This window comes from Herbiconiux sp. (assembly GCF_004297105.1).
Taxonomy (GTDB): domain Bacteria; phylum Actinomycetota; class Actinomycetes; order Actinomycetales; family Microbacteriaceae; genus Herbiconiux.
This window is the reverse complement of record NZ_SCVE01000020.1, coordinates 32,232-48,562: the sequence shown is the minus strand read 5'-3', so window position 1 is coordinate 48,562 and position 16,331 is coordinate 32,232. Positions and strand designations below refer to the sequence as shown.

The following is a 16,331-nucleotide window of genomic DNA, read 5'->3' as shown; positions in this document are numbered from 1 at the left end:
CAACGGGCCTCGGCTCATCGAACGCAGGAAATGAGGATCCGTGCGCAAGTCTCTCGCGCTCATTCTGTCGGCAGGCCTTCTGCTCTCGCTCGCCGCGTGCAGCAGCACGCCCGACCCCGGTGTCGACTGCTCCGCCGTCGGCCCCGGCGACGCCAGCAACCTCGTCTCCGTGAACGGTGACTTCGGGTCGACCGTCACCGCGACCTTCCCGTTCCCGCTCGTCTCGAGCACGGCGCAGAGCTCGGTGCTGATCGAGGGCGACGGCACTCCCGCGGGTGTCGGTGGCGTCGTGAACGCCAGCTACTCCGTCTACGACGCTGAGACCGGCAGCCAGGTGGGCTCGCCGAGCACCAGCACGATCGCCGTGTCCGACAAGCTCTTCGATGGGCTGAAGGAGCCGCTCGCGTGCGCGAGCGCAGGTGAGCGCGTCGCCGTCGTTCTGCCGAACGACACGGCAAGCCAGATCGTCTCGGGCGCGACCGGCTCGATCGTGATGGTCTTCGACATCATCAGCGCCTTCCCGCAGGCCGCTACGGGCGCCGATCAGCCCGCGCAGTCGGGCTTCCCGAGCGTGGTGCACGACTCGAACGGACGCCCTGGCATCTCGATCACGGGCGAAGCGCCCACCGAGGCGAAGTCGGCCTTGCTCAAGAAGGGCGACGGTCAGGAGCTGGCCGAGGGCGACGAGGTCATCGTGCAGGCCACGGCCGTCTCGTACACCACCAAGAAGGTCGTGAGCTCGACGTGGGAAGACGGAAGCCCGCAGCTGTGGCTCGTCTCCGATGACACCAACCAGACTTCGGGCTCCAAGCAGCCCGCCGGCATTGCGGCGTTCCTCCAGGGCGTGCCGGTCGGCTCCGAAGTGATCGTCGTGCTGCCGGACGACGCGGGCTCGGCTACGGCTTGGGTCGTCGACATCCTGGGCGTGCTGCCGGCGAGCTAGCTCCTCGCCCGCGGCGGGTGGCCCTCACGGCGTGATGCTGATGAGGGTGCCGAGCGGGAGCGCGTTGACGGCGGTGATGGCATCGGCAGACAGGCGGATGCAGCCGTGCGAGACCTGGCCCGTGTTCTCTTCCTGGAAGTGGATGCCGATCAGGCCGCCGTCGCTGCCGCCGAACGGCTCATCGGCCGCCGACGAGTGCAGTGACGTGAGCTGGATGGGGTAGACAGTCTCGTCTTGAGCGGGGTCGAGGTAGCGCGCCTGCAGGTACCCGGTGACACCGGTTGGCGTCGGGGTGTCTGGCGCGCCGATGCCGACGGGGAAGGTGATGTCTGGCTGCCCGTCATTTGTGATGGTCAGGGTCTGCTTCCCGACCGACACGTCGATGCGCGCGGGAAGTTCCGCATCTTGGGTCAGCTCGGAGACGCGGATCCATGCAGCCGACTGAGCGGGAGCGCTCCCGCCGTTCTGTGAGGGGAGCAGTTGCCGGCTCGGCGTGAGCACCATCGCCCAGTCCCCGTCGATCTCGACGGGGACCACGACCGTGTCTTCCCCGAGGAAGTTCGACGCGGCCAGCCGGGCGACCGGCGTGTGTCGATCGGCACCGTACATCGGGGCATCGGCTTCGAGGTGAAAACGTGCGACCGGGGAATCGACCACACGAGAGAATGGCAAGAGACCCGAGATCACGGCGTCATAGGTGGCTTCGGGAAGCGCGGCCACCTCGGCGGGGGTGGGCTCCTGGAAAGCGGACGGTGAGTCCGGTGCAGCCGCGGCGCTGAGCGTGGCGGGCGCCAGGGATGTCTGATCAGCGGGAACGCAACCCGCCAACGAGAACGCAAGCGCGCCGACCACGAGCCCGACGATGACACGGGGGCATGAGAACAATTGTCGTCGTTTCTAAGAAGGTCGCGCGCGGGCTGGACGCGAGGCGTCGTCAGCCCGCGCGCGACGGGGATGGGTTGGATGGAGCCGGGCTTGCTAGCCGCTCACAACGGGAAGGTGTGCGGCAGGCTTGGCCGCGCCAGCGGCACCGGGGGTCGCCGGCGCCGGGACGACCGCCGCCGCGCTGATCGCGATCGAGAACGTCTGACTCGCATCAGGGTCGACGCCATTCGACGCAACGACTGTGAACGTGTACGTGCCGGCCGTGGTCGGTGTGCCGGAGATCACCCCGGCCGCCGACAACGTCAACCCGGGCGGAAGAGCCCCCGTGGCCGTGAACGTCGGAGCAGGCGTGCCGGTCGCCTCGATGGTCACCGGCGAGTACGCGGCCGACACGGTCCCGCCGGTCAGCGCACCGGCCGGCGTCGTGATCACCGGGCTCGTCTGAGCCGCCACCACCGACACCGTGGAGACCAAGTTATTGGCCACGTAGGCGCGGTCGTGTTCGATATCGACCGCCACACCCCAGGCACCTCGACCAACCGACGTCGACGCGATCACCGTGTTGCCGGCACCGGTTGTATCGATAAGCGACACAGTACCCGAGATGAAGTTGGCCACGTAGGCTCTATTTCTTGTGGTGTCGACGGCAATGCCTAACGGGCCTTCGCCGATTCCGGCCGTGATCACCTCGGTCACCGCTGTCCCTGTCCCCGTCGTGTCGATGACCGAAATACTGTCGCTGCCCGCATTGGCGACGTAAGCACGATTGTGCGCCCCATCCACCTCCACGCTCTGAGGGCTGTTCTGGATGCTGGTCGCACCATGCGGGATCACCGCGATGACATTGGTTCCCGCGCCCGTGGTATCGATCACCGAGACCGTGCCGTCGTTGTCGTTCGTCACGTAGGCGCGGCTGTGGACCTGATCGACAGCGACGTCACTCGGCGCGGATCCGATGTCTATTGAGATGACAGAATCGACCGTTATGCCCGTCCCTCCCGTGTTGATCACGGAGACGGTGTCGTCATCGGTGTTTACCACGTAGGCGCGGTTGTGCGTTGCATCAATCGCGACTGATCGCGGTGAGTGTCCATTTCCCGCGGCGTAAGAGATGACCGCCACTACGTGTGCTCCGGTGCCTGTGGTGTCGATCACCGACACGCTGTTGTCAACAGCGTTGGTGACGTAAGCGCGGTTGTGTGCAGTGTCGACCGCAACTCCCCATGCCCCCTTCCCGATGCTGCCGGCGCCGTTCGGGATGACCTGGACGACTTCAGCGCCCGCTCCGGATGTGTCGACTACAGATACGGAGCCATCAACAAAGTTCGTGACATAGGCGCGGTGATGAACGGAATCCACCGCAACATCCGTGGGGTTCTGCCCTATGCTGTCCGCGCCAGACGGGATGACCGCTACTTCACTGAAGGCGGTCGCCGCCTGCGCGGAACCGGCCACCCCGAGCACCGCCAAGGAGGCGATACCCAGGGCGGCGGCGATCTTCCCGGCGAATGTATGAGTTTGTGTCATGTTGCGAGAATAGCTCATTTACCGCGATGCGTGCCAGTTGCTGCGAGGCCGACGCCCGTGGGGCCCCGCGACTAGAATTCAGGGGTGTCCTCCGAGAAGCGTCAGCCCGCGCCGATCCCGGTCGAGGAACGGCTGTTCAGCCTCGTGCTGGCACTCCTCGCCACCGAGAACGGGCTCACGAAGAGCGAGATCCTCTCGACCGTGCAGGGCTACCGCCAGCGCTACGCGACGCGCGGCGACAACGCGAGCCTCGAGCGTCAGTTCGAGCGCGACAAAGACGACATCCGCGAGCTCGGGGTTCCGCTCGAGACCATCGACGCCCCGGGCGATCCCGGCAACAACCAGACGCTGCGCTACCGCATCCCGCGCGCCGGCTACGAGCTGCCCGCCGACATCGCGTTCTCGCCCTCCGAGACCGCGCTGCTCAACCTGGCAGCCATGGCCTGGCGCGAGGGCTCGCTGTCGCGCGAATCGCGTCGCGCGCTTCTGAAGCTGCGCTCGATCGGGGCGGAGACGAGCGATCCGCTGCTCGGCTACGCCCCGCGCATCCGCACCCGCGACGCCGCCTTCGGCCCACTCAACGATGCCCTCTCGAAGGGCGTCATCGTCTCGTTCCCCTACCTGAAGCCCGGTGACCCCACAGCACGCCTGCGTACCGTGGTGCCGCTCGCACTCGTGCAGCACCAGGGGCGCTGGCACCTCAAAGCCATCGATCAGGGCGTGGGGGAGCCGCGCACCTTCCTCCTCTCCCGCATCACCGGGCCGGTGAAGCTCAGCCGGACCGCGAGCCCAAGCGTGCCCGGCGACCACGCCGCATCCGCCCTGGCCGAGCTCGAGTCCATCTGGCAGGCCAACGTGGCCCTCATCGAGGTGCGCCCGGGAACGGATGCGTCCGTGCGCCTCGTCCGCCGCCGCGGCGCGAGCCTCGACGACGACGGCCGGGTGCTCCTGCACTTCACGGATGCCGCCCTGCTCGCCGACGAGCTGGCGGGTTTCGGCCCCGAGGTGCGCGTGCTCGGCCCCGAGCGCCTGGTCGACGCCGTGATCGCGCGGCTCGAGGCGGCCGTCGCTGCGCACCGAACCGACGGGCACGCCGCATCCGCAGCCTCAGCCAGCACCGAGGTGCGCCCATGACCCCGAACACCCCCCGCGAGAGCCAGCCCTTCTCCTTCGCGCAGGACAAACTCACCTTCCTCCTCACGCTCGTGCCCTACCTGCTCGACAGGGGTCGCGTGTCGGTGGCGGATGCCGCCGCCCACTTCCAGGTGGGTGAGAAGCAGATCCGCGAGGCCGTCTCGCTCATCGCCGTCTCCGGCGTTCCGGGCGAGACCACCCAGTACCAGCACGGCAACCTCTTCGACATCTCCTGGGACGACTTCGACGAGCGCGACGAGATCGTGATCACCCACAAGGTGGCTCTCGACGACTCGCCGCGCTTCAGCGCCCGCGAGGCCGCCGCCCTCATCGCGGGGCTGCAGTATCTGCAGTCGCTGCCCGAGAACATCGACGGCGGCGTCTACTCCTCCCTGATGGACAAGCTGGCGCGCGGCGCATCCGAACGTCCGAGCCAGGTCGCCGTGGCCCGCACCGATGCGACCGAATCGCTCAGCGAGGTGCGCGACGCCCTCGACCGCCGCGTTCAGCTCGAGTTCGACTACCTCTCCTCCCGGGGCTCGCACGAGCGCCGCAGAGTCGACCCGCTCCGCATCGACTCCGACGACGAGAACTGGTACCTGCGCGCCTGGGACCACCTGCGCGAAGCCGTGCGCACCTTCCGCCTCGACCGGATGACCCAGGTCGCCGTCACGGATGCGCCGGTCTCCGGTACCCACGACGACGTCCGCCTCGGCGACCGGCTCTTCCAGGGCGGCGACGACGATCAACTCGTCACGATCGAGATCGACCCCTCGGCCACCACGCTGCTCGGCGAGTTCCTGGCGAGCGTCGACGAGGAGCCGACGGATGCCACGGCCGCCGCGTCGGGGCGGGTGCGAGCACGCATCCGGGTGGCGCACATCCACGGCCTCACGCGGCTCGTCACCTCGATGCCGGGGGCGGTCACCGTGATCGACCCGCCGGAGGCGCGCGCCGCGGTGGTGGACTGGGCGACCGCAGCGCTCACGGGCTACGACCGCGAAGGCAGTGAGAGCCGCGAAGGCCGCCCAGACCATCGCGTCGAATAGGCTGTGACGATGGCGTGGTGGGCGTGGCTGATCATCTGGGTGCTGCTGGTGCTCGGCTTCTTCGGCATGCTCGCCTGGCTCGGCTACCGGCTGTTCGTGAAGTTCCGGGGCGCCCTGCAGGCGTTCGAGGAACTCACCGACAAGGTCGGGCGACTCACCGAGAACGTCGAGGAGCTGGCCGTCGACCACCCGGAGCGGGCCATGGTCGTCGGCTACGGCGAGGTCGCCCGACAGCGCGAACGGCACCAGGAGCGCCGCGCCGAATTGAAGCAGGCGCGCAGGGAAGCCCGGCTCGCACGAGGTAAACTCCTCATCAGGCCCGAAACGATCCCGACCTTAAGGAAGCAGACCAATGCTGAATAACCTCAACGGGTGGCACCTGGTCATCATCCTCGTCGTCATCCTCCTCCTGTTCGGTGCGACGCGGCTGCCCGCCCTGTCGAAGAGCCTCGGTCAGTCGATGCGCATCTTCCGCAACGAGACCAAGGCGATGAAAGAGGAGAACGCCGCCGACACGACTGCGGGCGCATCAACGGTCGCTCCCGCTGCGCCGGTCGCCCCCGCCACCGTCGTCCCCGAGGCCGCGGCAGCACCGGCTCCGGCCCCGACACCGGTATCGGCCGAGAACAGCACCACGACTCCGGGCAGCGCCACCGAGCAGCCGAAGCCGTAGCATCCGTGGCCGTCAAGTCACCGCGGCAGCAGCGTGCCCGTGACGGTCGGATGTCGCTGGGCGCCCATCTGATCGAACTGCGGAAGCGGTTGTTCATCGCCGCCCTCGCCATCGTGGCGGGGATGGTGGTGGGGTTCATCCTCTCCGACTTCGTGCTCGACGCTCTGATCAAGCCGATCGCCGAGGTGGCCGCCGATCAGAGCCGGGCGGCGAGCCTCAACTTCACCGATGTCTCGTCGGCGTTCGACCTGCGCGTGCAGATCGCCTTCACCGTCGGGGTGGTGCTGTCGTCTCCGGTGTGGCTCTACCAGCTCTGGGCGTTCGTGATGCCCGGACTCAAGAAGAACGAGAAGCGCTACGCCGTGGGCTTCGTGCTGGCCGCGGTACCGCTCTTCCTCGCCGGCTGCGCCGCCGGCTGGCTCGTGATGCCGCACATGGTGACCCTGCTCACCGGATTCGCGCCCGAGGGCACAACCGCCCTTCTCACCGCACGGTCGTACTTCGACTTCGTGCTGAAGCTCGTGCTGGCCATCGGCATCGCCTTCGTGCTCCCCGTCTTCCTCGTGCTGCTCAATTTCGCCGGGGTGCTGAGTGCCGCCGCCATCCTGAAATCATGGAGGATCGCCGTGCTCGCCATCACCGTGTTCACCGCCATCGCCACCCCCGCGGCGGATGTGATGTCGATGTTCCTGCTCGCCATCCCGATGGTGCTCCTCTACTTCACCGCCGCGGGAATTGCCTGGATGCACGACCGGCGCCTGAAGCGCAGCCAGCAGCAGCTCGACGTCGAGCTGGCCGTCTGATGCCGCGCGCAGGCGACACCAGCGACGTGCTGAGCCCGGCAGAGCGGTTCGCCCTGAGCCGCACCCGGCAGGGCCATCCGCAGGTCGAAGTGTTCCGCGCGGGCATCGGCTTCGACCTCGACCCGTTCCAGATCGAGGCGGCCGGCGCGCTCGAAGACGGGCGCAGCGTTCTCGTGGCGGCCCCGACGGGGGCGGGTAAGACCGTGGTGGCCGAGTTCGCCGTGCACCTCGCCATGCAGTCGGTGCGCGACAAGGTGTTCTACACAGCACCCATGAAGGCCCTCTCGAACCAGAAGTTCAATGAGTTCGTGGCCGAGTACGGGCCCGACGAGGTGGGCCTGCTCACAGGCGACACCAACATCAATGCCGATGCGCGCATCGTGGTGATGACCACCGAGGTGCTGCGCAACATGCTCTACGCCGACTCGGGGCTGCTCAAGAACCTCCGGTTCGTGGTGATGGACGAGGTGCACTACCTCGCCGACCGCTTCCGCGGAGCCGTGTGGGAAGAGGTGATCATCCACCTCCCTCAGACGGTCAAGCTCGTGTCGCTCTCGGCCACCGTGTCGAACGCGGAGGAGTTCGGCGACTGGCTGCAGGCCGTGCGCGGCGACACCGAGGTGATCGTGTCAGAAGACCGGCCGGTACCGCTCGATCAGCACGCCCTCGTGAAGACCAAGCTGCTCGACCTGTTCGACTCCACGGGGCGCGCCGCCACCAACCGGGTCAATCCCGAACTGGCTCAGCTCGTGCGTGGGGGAGCGTCGCTCGCCTCCGACCGTGGCGGCCGCGGACGCGGTGGCCACAACCGCGGAAGCCGCGGCGGCAATCGGTACGGGCACGGCAATCCGCACAATCGCGGCGGGTTCGAGCGGATGGAGCGCCCCGAGGTTGTGCGCCTGCTCGACGAGCACCGCCTCCTGCCTGCCATCTTCTTCGTGTTCAGCCGCGTCGGCTGCGACCAGGCCGTGAAACAGGTGCTGCGCGCCGGCGTGCGGCTCACCACCGCCGAGGAGCGCGACGAGATCCGCCAGATCGTCGACGACCGCTGCCGCACCCTTCTCGATGAAGACCTGGCCGTGCTCGGCTACTGGGAGTGGACCGAGGGCCTCCAACGCGGCGTCGCCGCCCATCACGCCGGCATGCTGCCCGCCTTCAAGGAGGTGGTGGAAGAGCTCTACCAGAAGAAGCTCGTGAAGGTCGTGTTCGCCACCGAGACCCTCGCCCTCGGCATCAACATGCCCGCCCGCACCGTGGTGCTCGAGAAGCTCGAGAAGTTCAACGGCGAAGCCCGGGTGCCCATCACCGCGGGGGAGTACACGCAGCTCACCGGGCGCGCCGGACGTCGCGGAATCGATGTGGAGGGCCACTCCGTCATCCAGTGGCGCGAGGGACTCGATCCACAGGAGGTGGCGTCGCTGGCGTCGCGGCGCACCTACCCGCTCAACTCCAGCTTCCGGCCCACCTACAACATGGCCGTGAACCTCATCGACCAGTTCGGGCGGCCGCGCACGCGCGAGATCCTGGAGTCGTCGTTCGCGCAGTTCCAGGCCGACCGGGCCGTGGTCGACCTCGCCCGCAAGGTGCGCCAGCAGGAGGAGTCGCTCGAGGGCTTCGAGAAGGCGATGACCTGCCACCTCGGCGACTTCCGTGAGTACGCGAAGATCCGCCGCGAACTCACCGACCTCGAGCGCTCCGGCGCCGGCAAGGCCGACACGCTCTCCCGCGGAGACCGGGAGAAGCGGCAGCGCCACATCGCGTCGCTGCGTCGGCAGCTGCGCTCTCATCCGGTGCACGGCTGCAAAGACCGCGAGGCGCACGCCCGCTGGGCCGAGCGGTGGTTCAAACTCAAGCGGGAGACCGACAAGCTCACCCAGCAGATCCAGACCCGCACCAACGTGATCGCCAAGGTGTTCGATCGCGTCACCGACGTGCTGCTCGGCATGGAGTACCTGACAATGGACGAGCACGGCGTCACCACCCTGACCCCGCACGGCCAGACCCTCAAGCGCATCTACGGGGAACGCGACCTGCTGGTGGCGGAGTGCATCCGGCGCCAGGTGTGGCGCGAGCTCGACCCGCCCTCCCTCGCCGCCATCGCCTGCGCGCTGATCTACGAGCCCCGGCGCGATGAGAGCGAGATGGCCGAGCGCTTCCTGCCGCGCGGCGCCTTCCGAGTGGCACTCGACAAGACGCAGACGCTGTGGGCCGAGATCGACGACGTCGAGCGCGATCACCGGCTGCCGGGCAGCAATCCGGTGGCCACCGGGCTCTCCACCGCCATGCACAAGTGGGCGCGCGGCGCCTCGCTCGACGAGGTGTTGAACGAGGCCGACATGGCCGCGGGCGACTTCGTGCGCTGGGCCAAGCAGACGATCGACCTGCTCGACCAATTGCAGGGCACTCCGGATGCGCGACTCGCCTCCACCGCCCGTTCCGCCATCGACGCGGTGCGCCGCGGCATCGTCGCCTACTCCTCGGTGGCGTGAGGCGGCCGGCATGAGTACCATGACGCGCCCGCAGGAGCGCCGCAGAGCCACCCGGAGCTTCCGCCCGGCCGATCCCGCCTTCGAGGCCGACGGAAGCCGTTCGCACGACAGCGTCGCCCGGCCGTTGATGCCGCTCTGGCTCGCGTTCGTGAGCGCCGTCGGCGCGGGCATCGCGCTCGACGCCGGATTCCCCGACAAGGGCTGGTGGCCGCTCACCCTGGTGGGCACGGGAATCGTGCTCACCGCCCTGATCGGCCGGCGCCCCGGCATGGCCTTCCTCATCGGGCTCGTGGCCGGAGCCACCTTCTGGGGCGTTCACATCTCGTGGCTCACCCTCTACCTCGGCCCCGTGCCCTGGCTCGGCCTCACCGGCTTCGAGGCGGTCTACTTCGCCCTGGGAGCGATGCTCATCGCCGTGGTGTACCGCCGCGCCGATCTCGTGTGGCCCAGCCGCCGAGGCCGCCTGGGCATCGTGCCCCTGGTCGTGGCCGGGCTCTGGACCTTGCGCGAGGGGATCAACTCGATCTTCCCGTACGGCGGCTTCTCCTGGGGCAGAGTCGCGATGTCGCAGTCGCAATCGCCCTATGCCGACCTCGTGGCCTGGGTCGGCATGTCGGGCCTCAGCTTCGTTCTGGTGTGGCTCGTGGCCTTCCTCATCCAGCTGGCCCGGGAGGGCGGCGCCGCAGGGCTCGCGCGCACCACCCGTGTGCTCGCGGCCGCGGTGGCGATCGCCGCGACGCTCGCCGTGCCCGCGTGGCCGGCGCCCACATCCGGAACCTCGCGCATCGGCGCCGTGCAGGGCAACTCGAACGCGGGGCTGTTCGCCGTGCACGAGCGGGGCGACATCCTGAGCGATCACGTCTCCGCCTCGCAGGCGCTCGAGGGTCAGGACCTCGATGTCGTGGTGTGGCCCGAGAACGCCTCCGACATCGACCCGGCGCAGTACGCCATCGCCGCGCAGACCCTGGATGCGGTGAGCCAGCGCCTCGGAGATGTGCCGATGGTGGTCGGCACCATCCAGCAGCGCGACGGCAAGGTCTACAACACGTCGTTGCTCTGGCAGAACGGCGGGGTGGCCGACTACTACGACAAGCGGCATCCGGTGCCCTTCGCCGAGTGGATGCCGAACCGCGACTTCTTCCATGCTCTCGCGCCCGACCTCGTCGACCTGGTGACGCGCGACTACGAGTTCGGCAGCACCGACCTCACGTTCGACATCAACGGCCTCATCGCCGGCATCTCGATCTGCTTCGACATCACGGATGACGCGGTGATGCGCTCGATGAGCGCCGAGGGCGCGCAGGTGATCCTCGCGCAGACCAACAACGCCGACTTCGGCCAGACCGACGAGAACCTGCAGCAGCTCGCCATCGCCCGCCTGCGGGCGATCGAGTTCGGGCGCAGCGTGGTGAACATCTCCACGGTGGGCACGAGCGAGATCATCGCGCCCGACGGCAGCGAGATCACCGGTATCCCCGCCTACCAGGCGGGCGCGATGGTGGCGGATGTGCCGCTCGCCACCACTCCCACACCCGCTTCGCTCGTGGGCTTCCAGCTGGAGTGGCTTGCCGCCGGGTTCGGCGTCATCGGTCTCGCGATGGCGTTAACGACGAGAACGCCGCGCCGGCCCCGGAAGGCTGCGCGACGTTCGTAGTCGTGCGATCGATTGCACCGGCCTCGGCCGGCTACGCCCCGATCTTCTGCGTGCCCCGACGGGCCCGCAGGTACTGGAGCCGCTCCTCGAGCAGCTCCTCCAGTTCGGCGCGCGTGCGGCGCTCGAGCAGCATGTCCCAGTGGCTCCGGGGAACCTTCGCATCGCTGTGATCGATGACGGTCGCCTCGGCGCCCACCATCAGCGTCGCCTCGTGACTGCAGTACTTGCACTCCCAGGCCTCTGGGGCCTCCGCCTCGGCCGAGAACACCATTTCGGTGTCGCGGCCGCACGTCGCGCATCGGTACGTGTAGGTCGTTCGAGGGGAAAATACGACGCCCTCTTCGCTCTGCAGGCTTTGTGCGCCCAAACGCATTCCGCGCAAACTGCGATCTGCCATTGTGTGGTCTCCTCTCGCGTTGCTTCAAACGTTATAAACCGCGGAGCTGCCTGAAACCTTTCCGAAGCCGTCTATTGCCAGTACTCTCTCAGCGAATCGGCGCCAGCACCAGTTCGGGGGTCATGAGGCGGCGTGTCGGAAGGTCTGGGCGAGGGGGACCATCAGGTCGGCGCGGTCGGTCACGATGCCATCGACGCCCTTCTCGAGCAGTTCACGGGCCTCCTCGACGTCGTTGATGGTCCACACGTGCACCTCGACGCCGGCGGCGTGCAGACGCCTGACCGTGCGAGCGGTGACCGTGGAGATGCCGTAGATCGCCCGGGGGATCTGCACGGCGTCGACCCGCCGGAGCACGAAGCGCACGAGGGGCACGATGCCGAGCTTGGCGAACACCAGCGCCGGCACGAATTCGCCCGCGGACGCGGATGCGGCCACGCCGTCGCCCAGAAGTTCGACGGTGGCCCGGCGCCGCTTCGTGGAGAACGACGTGATCAGCACCCGGTCGATCGCTCCGGTGGCGATGATGGCGGCCGCCGCCGGAGCCGCGACATCCTCCGACTTGATGTCGATGTTGAACCGCGTCTCGGGATGCGCCGCCAGCACCTCGGCCAGCGTGGAGAAGCGCACGCCGCCGCCGAGATCGATCTGCTGCAGTTCGGCGAGCGTGAAGCCGGCGACCGTGCCCGGTACCCCCGCCACGCGGTCGAGATCGGGGTCGTGCACCGTGATGGCGATACCGTCGGCGGACGCGTTCACGTCGGTCTCGATGTACACCGCTCCGGCCTCGATGGCCTTGCCGAACGAGGCGAGCGTGTTCTCGGGGACGTCGAGCGCGAGCCCCCGGTGCGCGAGAACGCGGGGGAGCGGGCTGGCGAAGTAGGGTGGCGTGCCGCTAGTTCGGTGTCGCTTGGCCACCGCTGCCCGCATCCGGTGATCGTGGGGTGCGCTCGGCGAAGGCCTGGCCGATGCCCTTCAGCGCCTCGGTGAGTTCGCTCGGGATGACCCAGAGCTTGTTCGCGCTGCCCTCGGCGATCTTCGGCAGCGTCTGAAGGTACTGATAGGCCAGAAGCAGGTTGTCGGGCTCGCCCTTGTGGATGGCCTCGAACACCGTGGTGATGGCCTCGGCCTCACCCTGCGCGCGCAGCACGGCCGCTTTGGCATCGCCCTCGGCGCGGAGGATCTCGCCCTGCCGGTGGCCCTCGGCCTCGAGGATGGCCGACTGCTTGGTTCCCTCAGCGGTGAGGATGACGGCGCGACGCTCTCGCTCGGCCCGCATCTGCTTCTCCATCGAGTCCTGGATGGAGAGCGGCGGATCGATGGCCTTGAGCTCCACCCGCGACACCCGGATGCCCCACTTGCCGGTGGCTTCGTCGAGCACGATACGCAGCTGACCGTTGATCTCGTCGCGGCTCGTGAGCGCCTCTTCGAGGTTCAGCCCACCCACCACGTTACGGAGCGTGGTGGTGGCGAGCTGTTCGACGGCGCCGAGGTAGTTGGCGATCTCGTAGGTGGCGGCACGGGCATCCGTCACCTGGAAGAACACCACGGTGTCGATGGAGACCACCAGGTTGTCTTCGGTGATCACGGGCTGCGGCGGGAACGACACCACCTGCTCGCGGAGGTCGATGAGCGGCCGCAACCGGTCGATGAAGGGCACCAGGATGTTCAGGCCCGGCATGAGCGTCTTGTGATAGCGGCCGAGGCGCTCCACGACACCCGCCCGGGCCTGCGGGATGATGCGGACCGCCCGCGCCACCACCACCAAAACGAAGATGACGATGATCACCACGACGACGATGAGGATGATCTGGCCCACGAGGTCGTTCATGTGGTGGGTTCCTTTCGGTCGGCGGGCACGGCGGGCTCGACCCGCTGGGCGGGGACCACGATGGCCGTGGCTCCTTCGATGGCCGTCACGAGGACGCGTTCTCCCCGCACCAGCTCCCGGTTCTCGGTGAGCGGTGACACCCGGGCCGTCCAGATGTCGCCGTTCGAGAGCTTCACATGACCGGCACTGTCGGTGACATGGTCGATCACGAGGCCCTCGAGGCCGAGCAGTGCGTCGACGTTGCTCTTGGCCGGGTCTCCGCCGCGTTTGAGGACCCGCAGGAGGGGAGGGCGCAGTGTGAGGATGAGCAGCAGGGACAGGATGCCCGCGACGACGATCTGCACGTACCACGGAGCCCCGAGCGCACCCGAGATGAGCCCACCGAGACTGCCGATGGCGATCATGAGGAAGGTGAATTCGAGCGTGAGCATCTCGATGACCACGAAGAGCAGGATCAGGCCCAGCCAGAAGATCCAGGCGTAGGAGTCGAGGAATTCGAGCATCTGCGGTCTCCTCTCGGCGTTGATCGCGTTCTTCGACGCTACCAGGGTCGTGGCGCTAGCCGGTGGAGTATCGGCTACTTGGTAGTCTCGGGTGGTCGTTCGATCTACGAGGAGTTCTCCGTGTCTGATTCCGTGCCCACACCTGGCGCCACCGCGCCGCTCGCCGCCGGTTCCCTTGCCGGGAAGCGCGCGCTCGTCACGGGCTCGTCGCGCGGTATCGGCGCCGACACGGTGGGGTACTTCGCCGAGGCCGGCGCATCCGTGGTGATCAACTACCGTAACAAGGAGGCTCGCGCCGTGAAGCTGGCGAACAGCATCCGCGAGGCGGGCGGCTCGGCCATCGTGGTGGGGGCCGACCTCACCGACCCCGCATCCGTCTCGGCGATGTTCGACCAGATCCAAGCGGAGCTCGATGGCCTCGACATCCTCGTGCTGAACGCCTCGGGCGGCATGGAGAGCGGCATGGCCGCCGACTACGCGATGACGCTGAACCGCGACGCGCAGGTCAACGTGCTCACGGCCGCCCTGCCGCTGCTCGCTCCTGGGTCGCGCATCGTGTTCGTCACGAGCCACCAGGCGCACTTCATCCGCACCACGGAGACGATGCCCGAGTACGAGCAGGTGGCGCTCTCGAAGCGCGCCGGCGAAGACGCCCTGCGCGCGCTCATCCCGCAGCTCGACGAGGCCGGAATCGACTTCGTGGTGGTGTCGGGCGACATGATCGAGGGCACCATCACGGCCACGCTGCTCGAGCGCGCGAACCCGGGTGCCATCGGCGCCCGCAAGGAGGCGGCGGGCCGCCTCTACAACGTGAGCGAGTTCGCGGCCGAGGTCGCCGCGGCGGCGATCGATCCGATCCCGGCGAACCACACGCGGTACGTCGGCGACATCTCCGACTTCGGCGCGATCGCGGAGTAGTCGCCGTGAGCGGGGAGGCGGACGCGGCGACTCCCGAGGGCGCCGTGATCCAGAAGGCCCGGGTGCTCCTGCTCGATCAAGACGATCGCGCGCTGCTCTTCTACACGAAGGCGGATGTCGCCACGAATCCCACTCGCTGGCTCACGCCCGGCGGACACCTCGAAGCGGACGAGACGCACGCCGTGGGAGCTGCCCGCGAACTCTTCGAGGAGACGGGGCTGGTGGTGTCGGCCGACGCACTCGGCTCACCCTTCTTCGCCCGCGACTTCGAGGCGGAACCCGCCCCGGGCATCCGCCGCTCGTATCACGAGGAGTGGTATCTGCACCGGACTCTGCACTTCTCGCCCGTCGACGACAACTGGACGCCCGAGGAGCGGATCGATGTGGAGCGATGGCGGTGGTTCGCCCTCGCCGAGATACGCGAATCGGCCGACTCGTTCGAGCCGGCCGATCTGCCTGACGTGCTGGCGCGGGTGCTCGGCTCCGTCGCCTAGACGGTGACCGTCGCTCCGGGCCCGTTCTTCGGGGTGCGGCCGAGCGTGAGGGCCGTGATGGCCGCCATGATGCCCGTGACGATCAGCATGATGCCGGTGAACAGGACCAGGATTCCGATCGACTGCGTGGGCAGGAAGATCACGACGATGCCGGCCACGACCGACACCACACCGAGAATCGTGCCGAACCACTTCGAGGAGTCGTTCGCGGTCTCGATCACGGCGAGCACGCCCTCGAGGATCCAGGAGAACCCGATCACGAAGGCCAGGGCGAAGAGGGCCACCTCGGGGTTCCGGATGGCGACGACGCCGGCAACGATCAGCAGGACACCGAGGATGATGTTGATCGCCCGCATCCCGCCCGACACCGTGTTGTTCACGATGCCGCTGACGATGCGCACGAGGCCGATCACCCAGAAGTAGATCGCGAAGAACAGCGCGATGGTGAACACGATCGCGTCGGGGTTGTTGAACGACAGCACCAGGATGACGATGCCGAGGATCAGCGAGAGGATCGCACGGATCCAGAGGCCGCCTTTGAGCCAGCGGGTGGCGGCGGCGCTGATGTCGCCGTCGAAGAGCCAGAATCCAGATGCTGCAGTGGTGCGCGTGGTCATCGTGTTCCCCTCGGGTGCGCCGGTGCGGCGACGTCTGTTGTTGGTGCTCAATCTAGCGCCTGGCTCGGTGGCGGATGGGAAAGTGCCGGGAGCATGTCGCGGCCGGTCGACCCGTGTCGGCGGCATCCTCTATCGTTACGAGCAATCGTCATCTTCGGGGGTGCGGGCAGAAAGTACATCATGGTGTCGTCGTCGACCCTGCGGCGCGGATCCCTCGCGATCTGTGCCGCGCTGGTGCTGCCTCTCAGCGCCTGCTCCGCACCAGGCGGTGCACCCGGCCCTTCGGCCAGTGGCACACCGCTCGATGCGTACTACTCACTGCTGTACGGAGGGATGGACGAGGGCGAGATCACGGCGCAGAACGCCGCCATCCAGGAGTCCGTCGCGTCGTGCATGAAAGACGCGGGGTTCGACTAG

18 protein-coding genes are annotated in these 16,331 nt (G+C 67.9%); 11 read left to right on the top strand and 7 right to left on the bottom strand.

Going from position 1 to position 16,331, the window contains the following annotated elements; translation table 11 throughout:
- Positions 1–40 precede the first annotated feature (40 nt).
- Positions 41–943, top strand: coding sequence for a hypothetical protein (locus EPO52_RS16330; protein ID WP_290808693.1), 903 nt, complete (start codon positions 41–43; stop codon positions 941–943).
- A 24-nt stretch (positions 944–967) separates the two neighbouring features.
- On the opposite strand, the gene EPO52_RS16325 is transcribed toward EPO52_RS16330, so the two are convergent.
- Positions 968–1,795: a L,D-transpeptidase gene (locus tag EPO52_RS16325; protein WP_290808690.1), complete on the bottom strand. Its 828-nt coding sequence runs from the start codon at positions 1,793–1,795 to the stop codon at positions 968–970.
- A gap of 126 nt (positions 1,796–1,921) precedes the next feature.
- Positions 1,922–3,355 carry a beta-propeller fold lactonase family protein gene (locus EPO52_RS16320; RefSeq protein ID WP_290808687.1) on the bottom strand — a complete coding sequence of 478 codons (1,434 nt, stop codon included), beginning with the start codon at positions 3,353–3,355 and terminating at the stop codon, positions 1,922–1,924.
- 84 nt (positions 3,356–3,439) lie between these two features.
- On the opposite strand from EPO52_RS16320, the gene EPO52_RS16315 reads away from it, so the two are divergent.
- From EPO52_RS16315 to lnt, 7 genes are read left to right on the top strand one after another with little or no spacing between them, the layout of a single operon-like run.
- A complete protein-coding gene (locus tag EPO52_RS16315; RefSeq protein WP_290808684.1) occupies positions 3,440–4,489 on the top strand; it encodes a WYL domain-containing protein in 1,050 nt (349 codons plus the stop codon).
- Positions 4,486–5,538, top strand: coding sequence for a WYL domain-containing protein (locus EPO52_RS16310; RefSeq protein WP_290808681.1), 1,053 nt, complete (start codon positions 4,486–4,488; stop codon positions 5,536–5,538). Before EPO52_RS16315 ends, EPO52_RS16310 begins: the two co-directional genes overlap by 4 nt.
- 9 nt (positions 5,539–5,547) lie before the next feature.
- Positions 5,548–5,901: a hypothetical protein gene (locus tag EPO52_RS16305; protein WP_290808678.1), complete on the top strand. Its 354-nt coding sequence runs from the start codon at positions 5,548–5,550 to the stop codon at positions 5,899–5,901.
- Positions 5,891–6,211 carry a Sec-independent protein translocase subunit TatA gene (gene tatA, locus EPO52_RS16300; RefSeq protein ID WP_290808676.1) on the top strand — a complete coding sequence of 107 codons (321 nt, stop codon included), beginning with the start codon at positions 5,891–5,893 and terminating at the stop codon, positions 6,209–6,211. Before EPO52_RS16305 ends, tatA begins: the two co-directional genes overlap by 11 nt.
- Positions 6,212–6,261: 50 nt before the next feature.
- Positions 6,262–7,014, top strand: a complete 753-nt coding sequence (gene tatC, locus EPO52_RS16295) for a twin-arginine translocase subunit TatC (protein WP_290809252.1) — start codon at positions 6,262–6,264, stop codon at positions 7,012–7,014.
- The gene (locus EPO52_RS16290) at positions 7,014–9,503 is read left to right on the top strand and encodes a DEAD/DEAH box helicase (RefSeq protein ID WP_290808673.1); all 2,490 of its coding nucleotides are present in this window, start codon (positions 7,014–7,016) and stop codon (positions 9,501–9,503) included. The genes tatC and EPO52_RS16290 overlap by 1 nt, the downstream gene beginning before the upstream one ends.
- A gap of 10 nt (positions 9,504–9,513) precedes the next feature.
- Positions 9,514–11,157, top strand: a complete 1,644-nt coding sequence (lnt, locus tag EPO52_RS16285; protein WP_290808671.1) for an apolipoprotein N-acyltransferase — start codon at positions 9,514–9,516, stop codon at positions 11,155–11,157.
- A gap of 31 nt (positions 11,158–11,188) precedes the next feature.
- On the opposite strand, the gene EPO52_RS16280 is transcribed toward lnt, so the two are convergent.
- From EPO52_RS16280 to EPO52_RS16265, 4 genes are all read right to left on the bottom strand, one after another.
- On the bottom strand, positions 11,189–11,554 hold the full coding sequence (locus tag EPO52_RS16280) for an RNA polymerase-binding protein RbpA (protein WP_290808668.1): 366 nt from the start codon (positions 11,552–11,554) through the stop codon (positions 11,189–11,191).
- A gap of 120 nt (positions 11,555–11,674) precedes the next feature.
- The gene (locus EPO52_RS16275; protein WP_290808665.1) at positions 11,675–12,469 is read right to left on the bottom strand and encodes a glycerophosphodiester phosphodiesterase family protein; all 795 of its coding nucleotides are present in this window, start codon (positions 12,467–12,469) and stop codon (positions 11,675–11,677) included.
- Entirely contained in the window at positions 12,447–13,382 is a 936-nt protein-coding gene (locus EPO52_RS16270; RefSeq protein WP_290808662.1) for an SPFH domain-containing protein, read from the bottom strand. The genes EPO52_RS16275 and EPO52_RS16270 overlap by 23 nt, the downstream gene beginning before the upstream one ends.
- Positions 13,379–13,885, bottom strand: coding sequence for an NfeD family protein (locus tag EPO52_RS16265; protein WP_290808659.1), 507 nt, complete (start codon positions 13,883–13,885; stop codon positions 13,379–13,381). The genes EPO52_RS16270 and EPO52_RS16265 overlap by 4 nt, the downstream gene beginning before the upstream one ends.
- Positions 13,886–14,005: 120 nt before the next feature.
- Between EPO52_RS16265 and EPO52_RS16260 the strand changes: the two genes are divergently transcribed.
- A complete protein-coding gene (locus EPO52_RS16260; RefSeq protein ID WP_290808656.1) occupies positions 14,006–14,803 on the top strand; it encodes an SDR family oxidoreductase in 798 nt (265 codons plus the stop codon).
- A 5-nt stretch (positions 14,804–14,808) separates the two neighbouring features.
- The gene (locus EPO52_RS16255) at positions 14,809–15,297 is read left to right on the top strand and encodes an NUDIX domain-containing protein (protein WP_290808653.1); all 489 of its coding nucleotides are present in this window, start codon (positions 14,809–14,811) and stop codon (positions 15,295–15,297) included.
- On the opposite strand, the gene EPO52_RS16250 is transcribed toward EPO52_RS16255, so the two are convergent.
- Positions 15,294–15,914, bottom strand: a complete 621-nt coding sequence (locus EPO52_RS16250) for a DUF308 domain-containing protein (RefSeq protein ID WP_290808650.1) — start codon at positions 15,912–15,914, stop codon at positions 15,294–15,296. The two genes, EPO52_RS16255 and EPO52_RS16250, sit on opposite strands and share 4 nt — an antisense overlap.
- 180 nt (positions 15,915–16,094) lie before the next feature.
- Between EPO52_RS16250 and EPO52_RS16245 the strand changes: the two genes are divergently transcribed.
- On the top strand, positions 16,095–16,331 hold the full coding sequence (locus tag EPO52_RS16245; protein WP_290808647.1) for a hypothetical protein: 237 nt from the start codon (positions 16,095–16,097) through the stop codon (positions 16,329–16,331).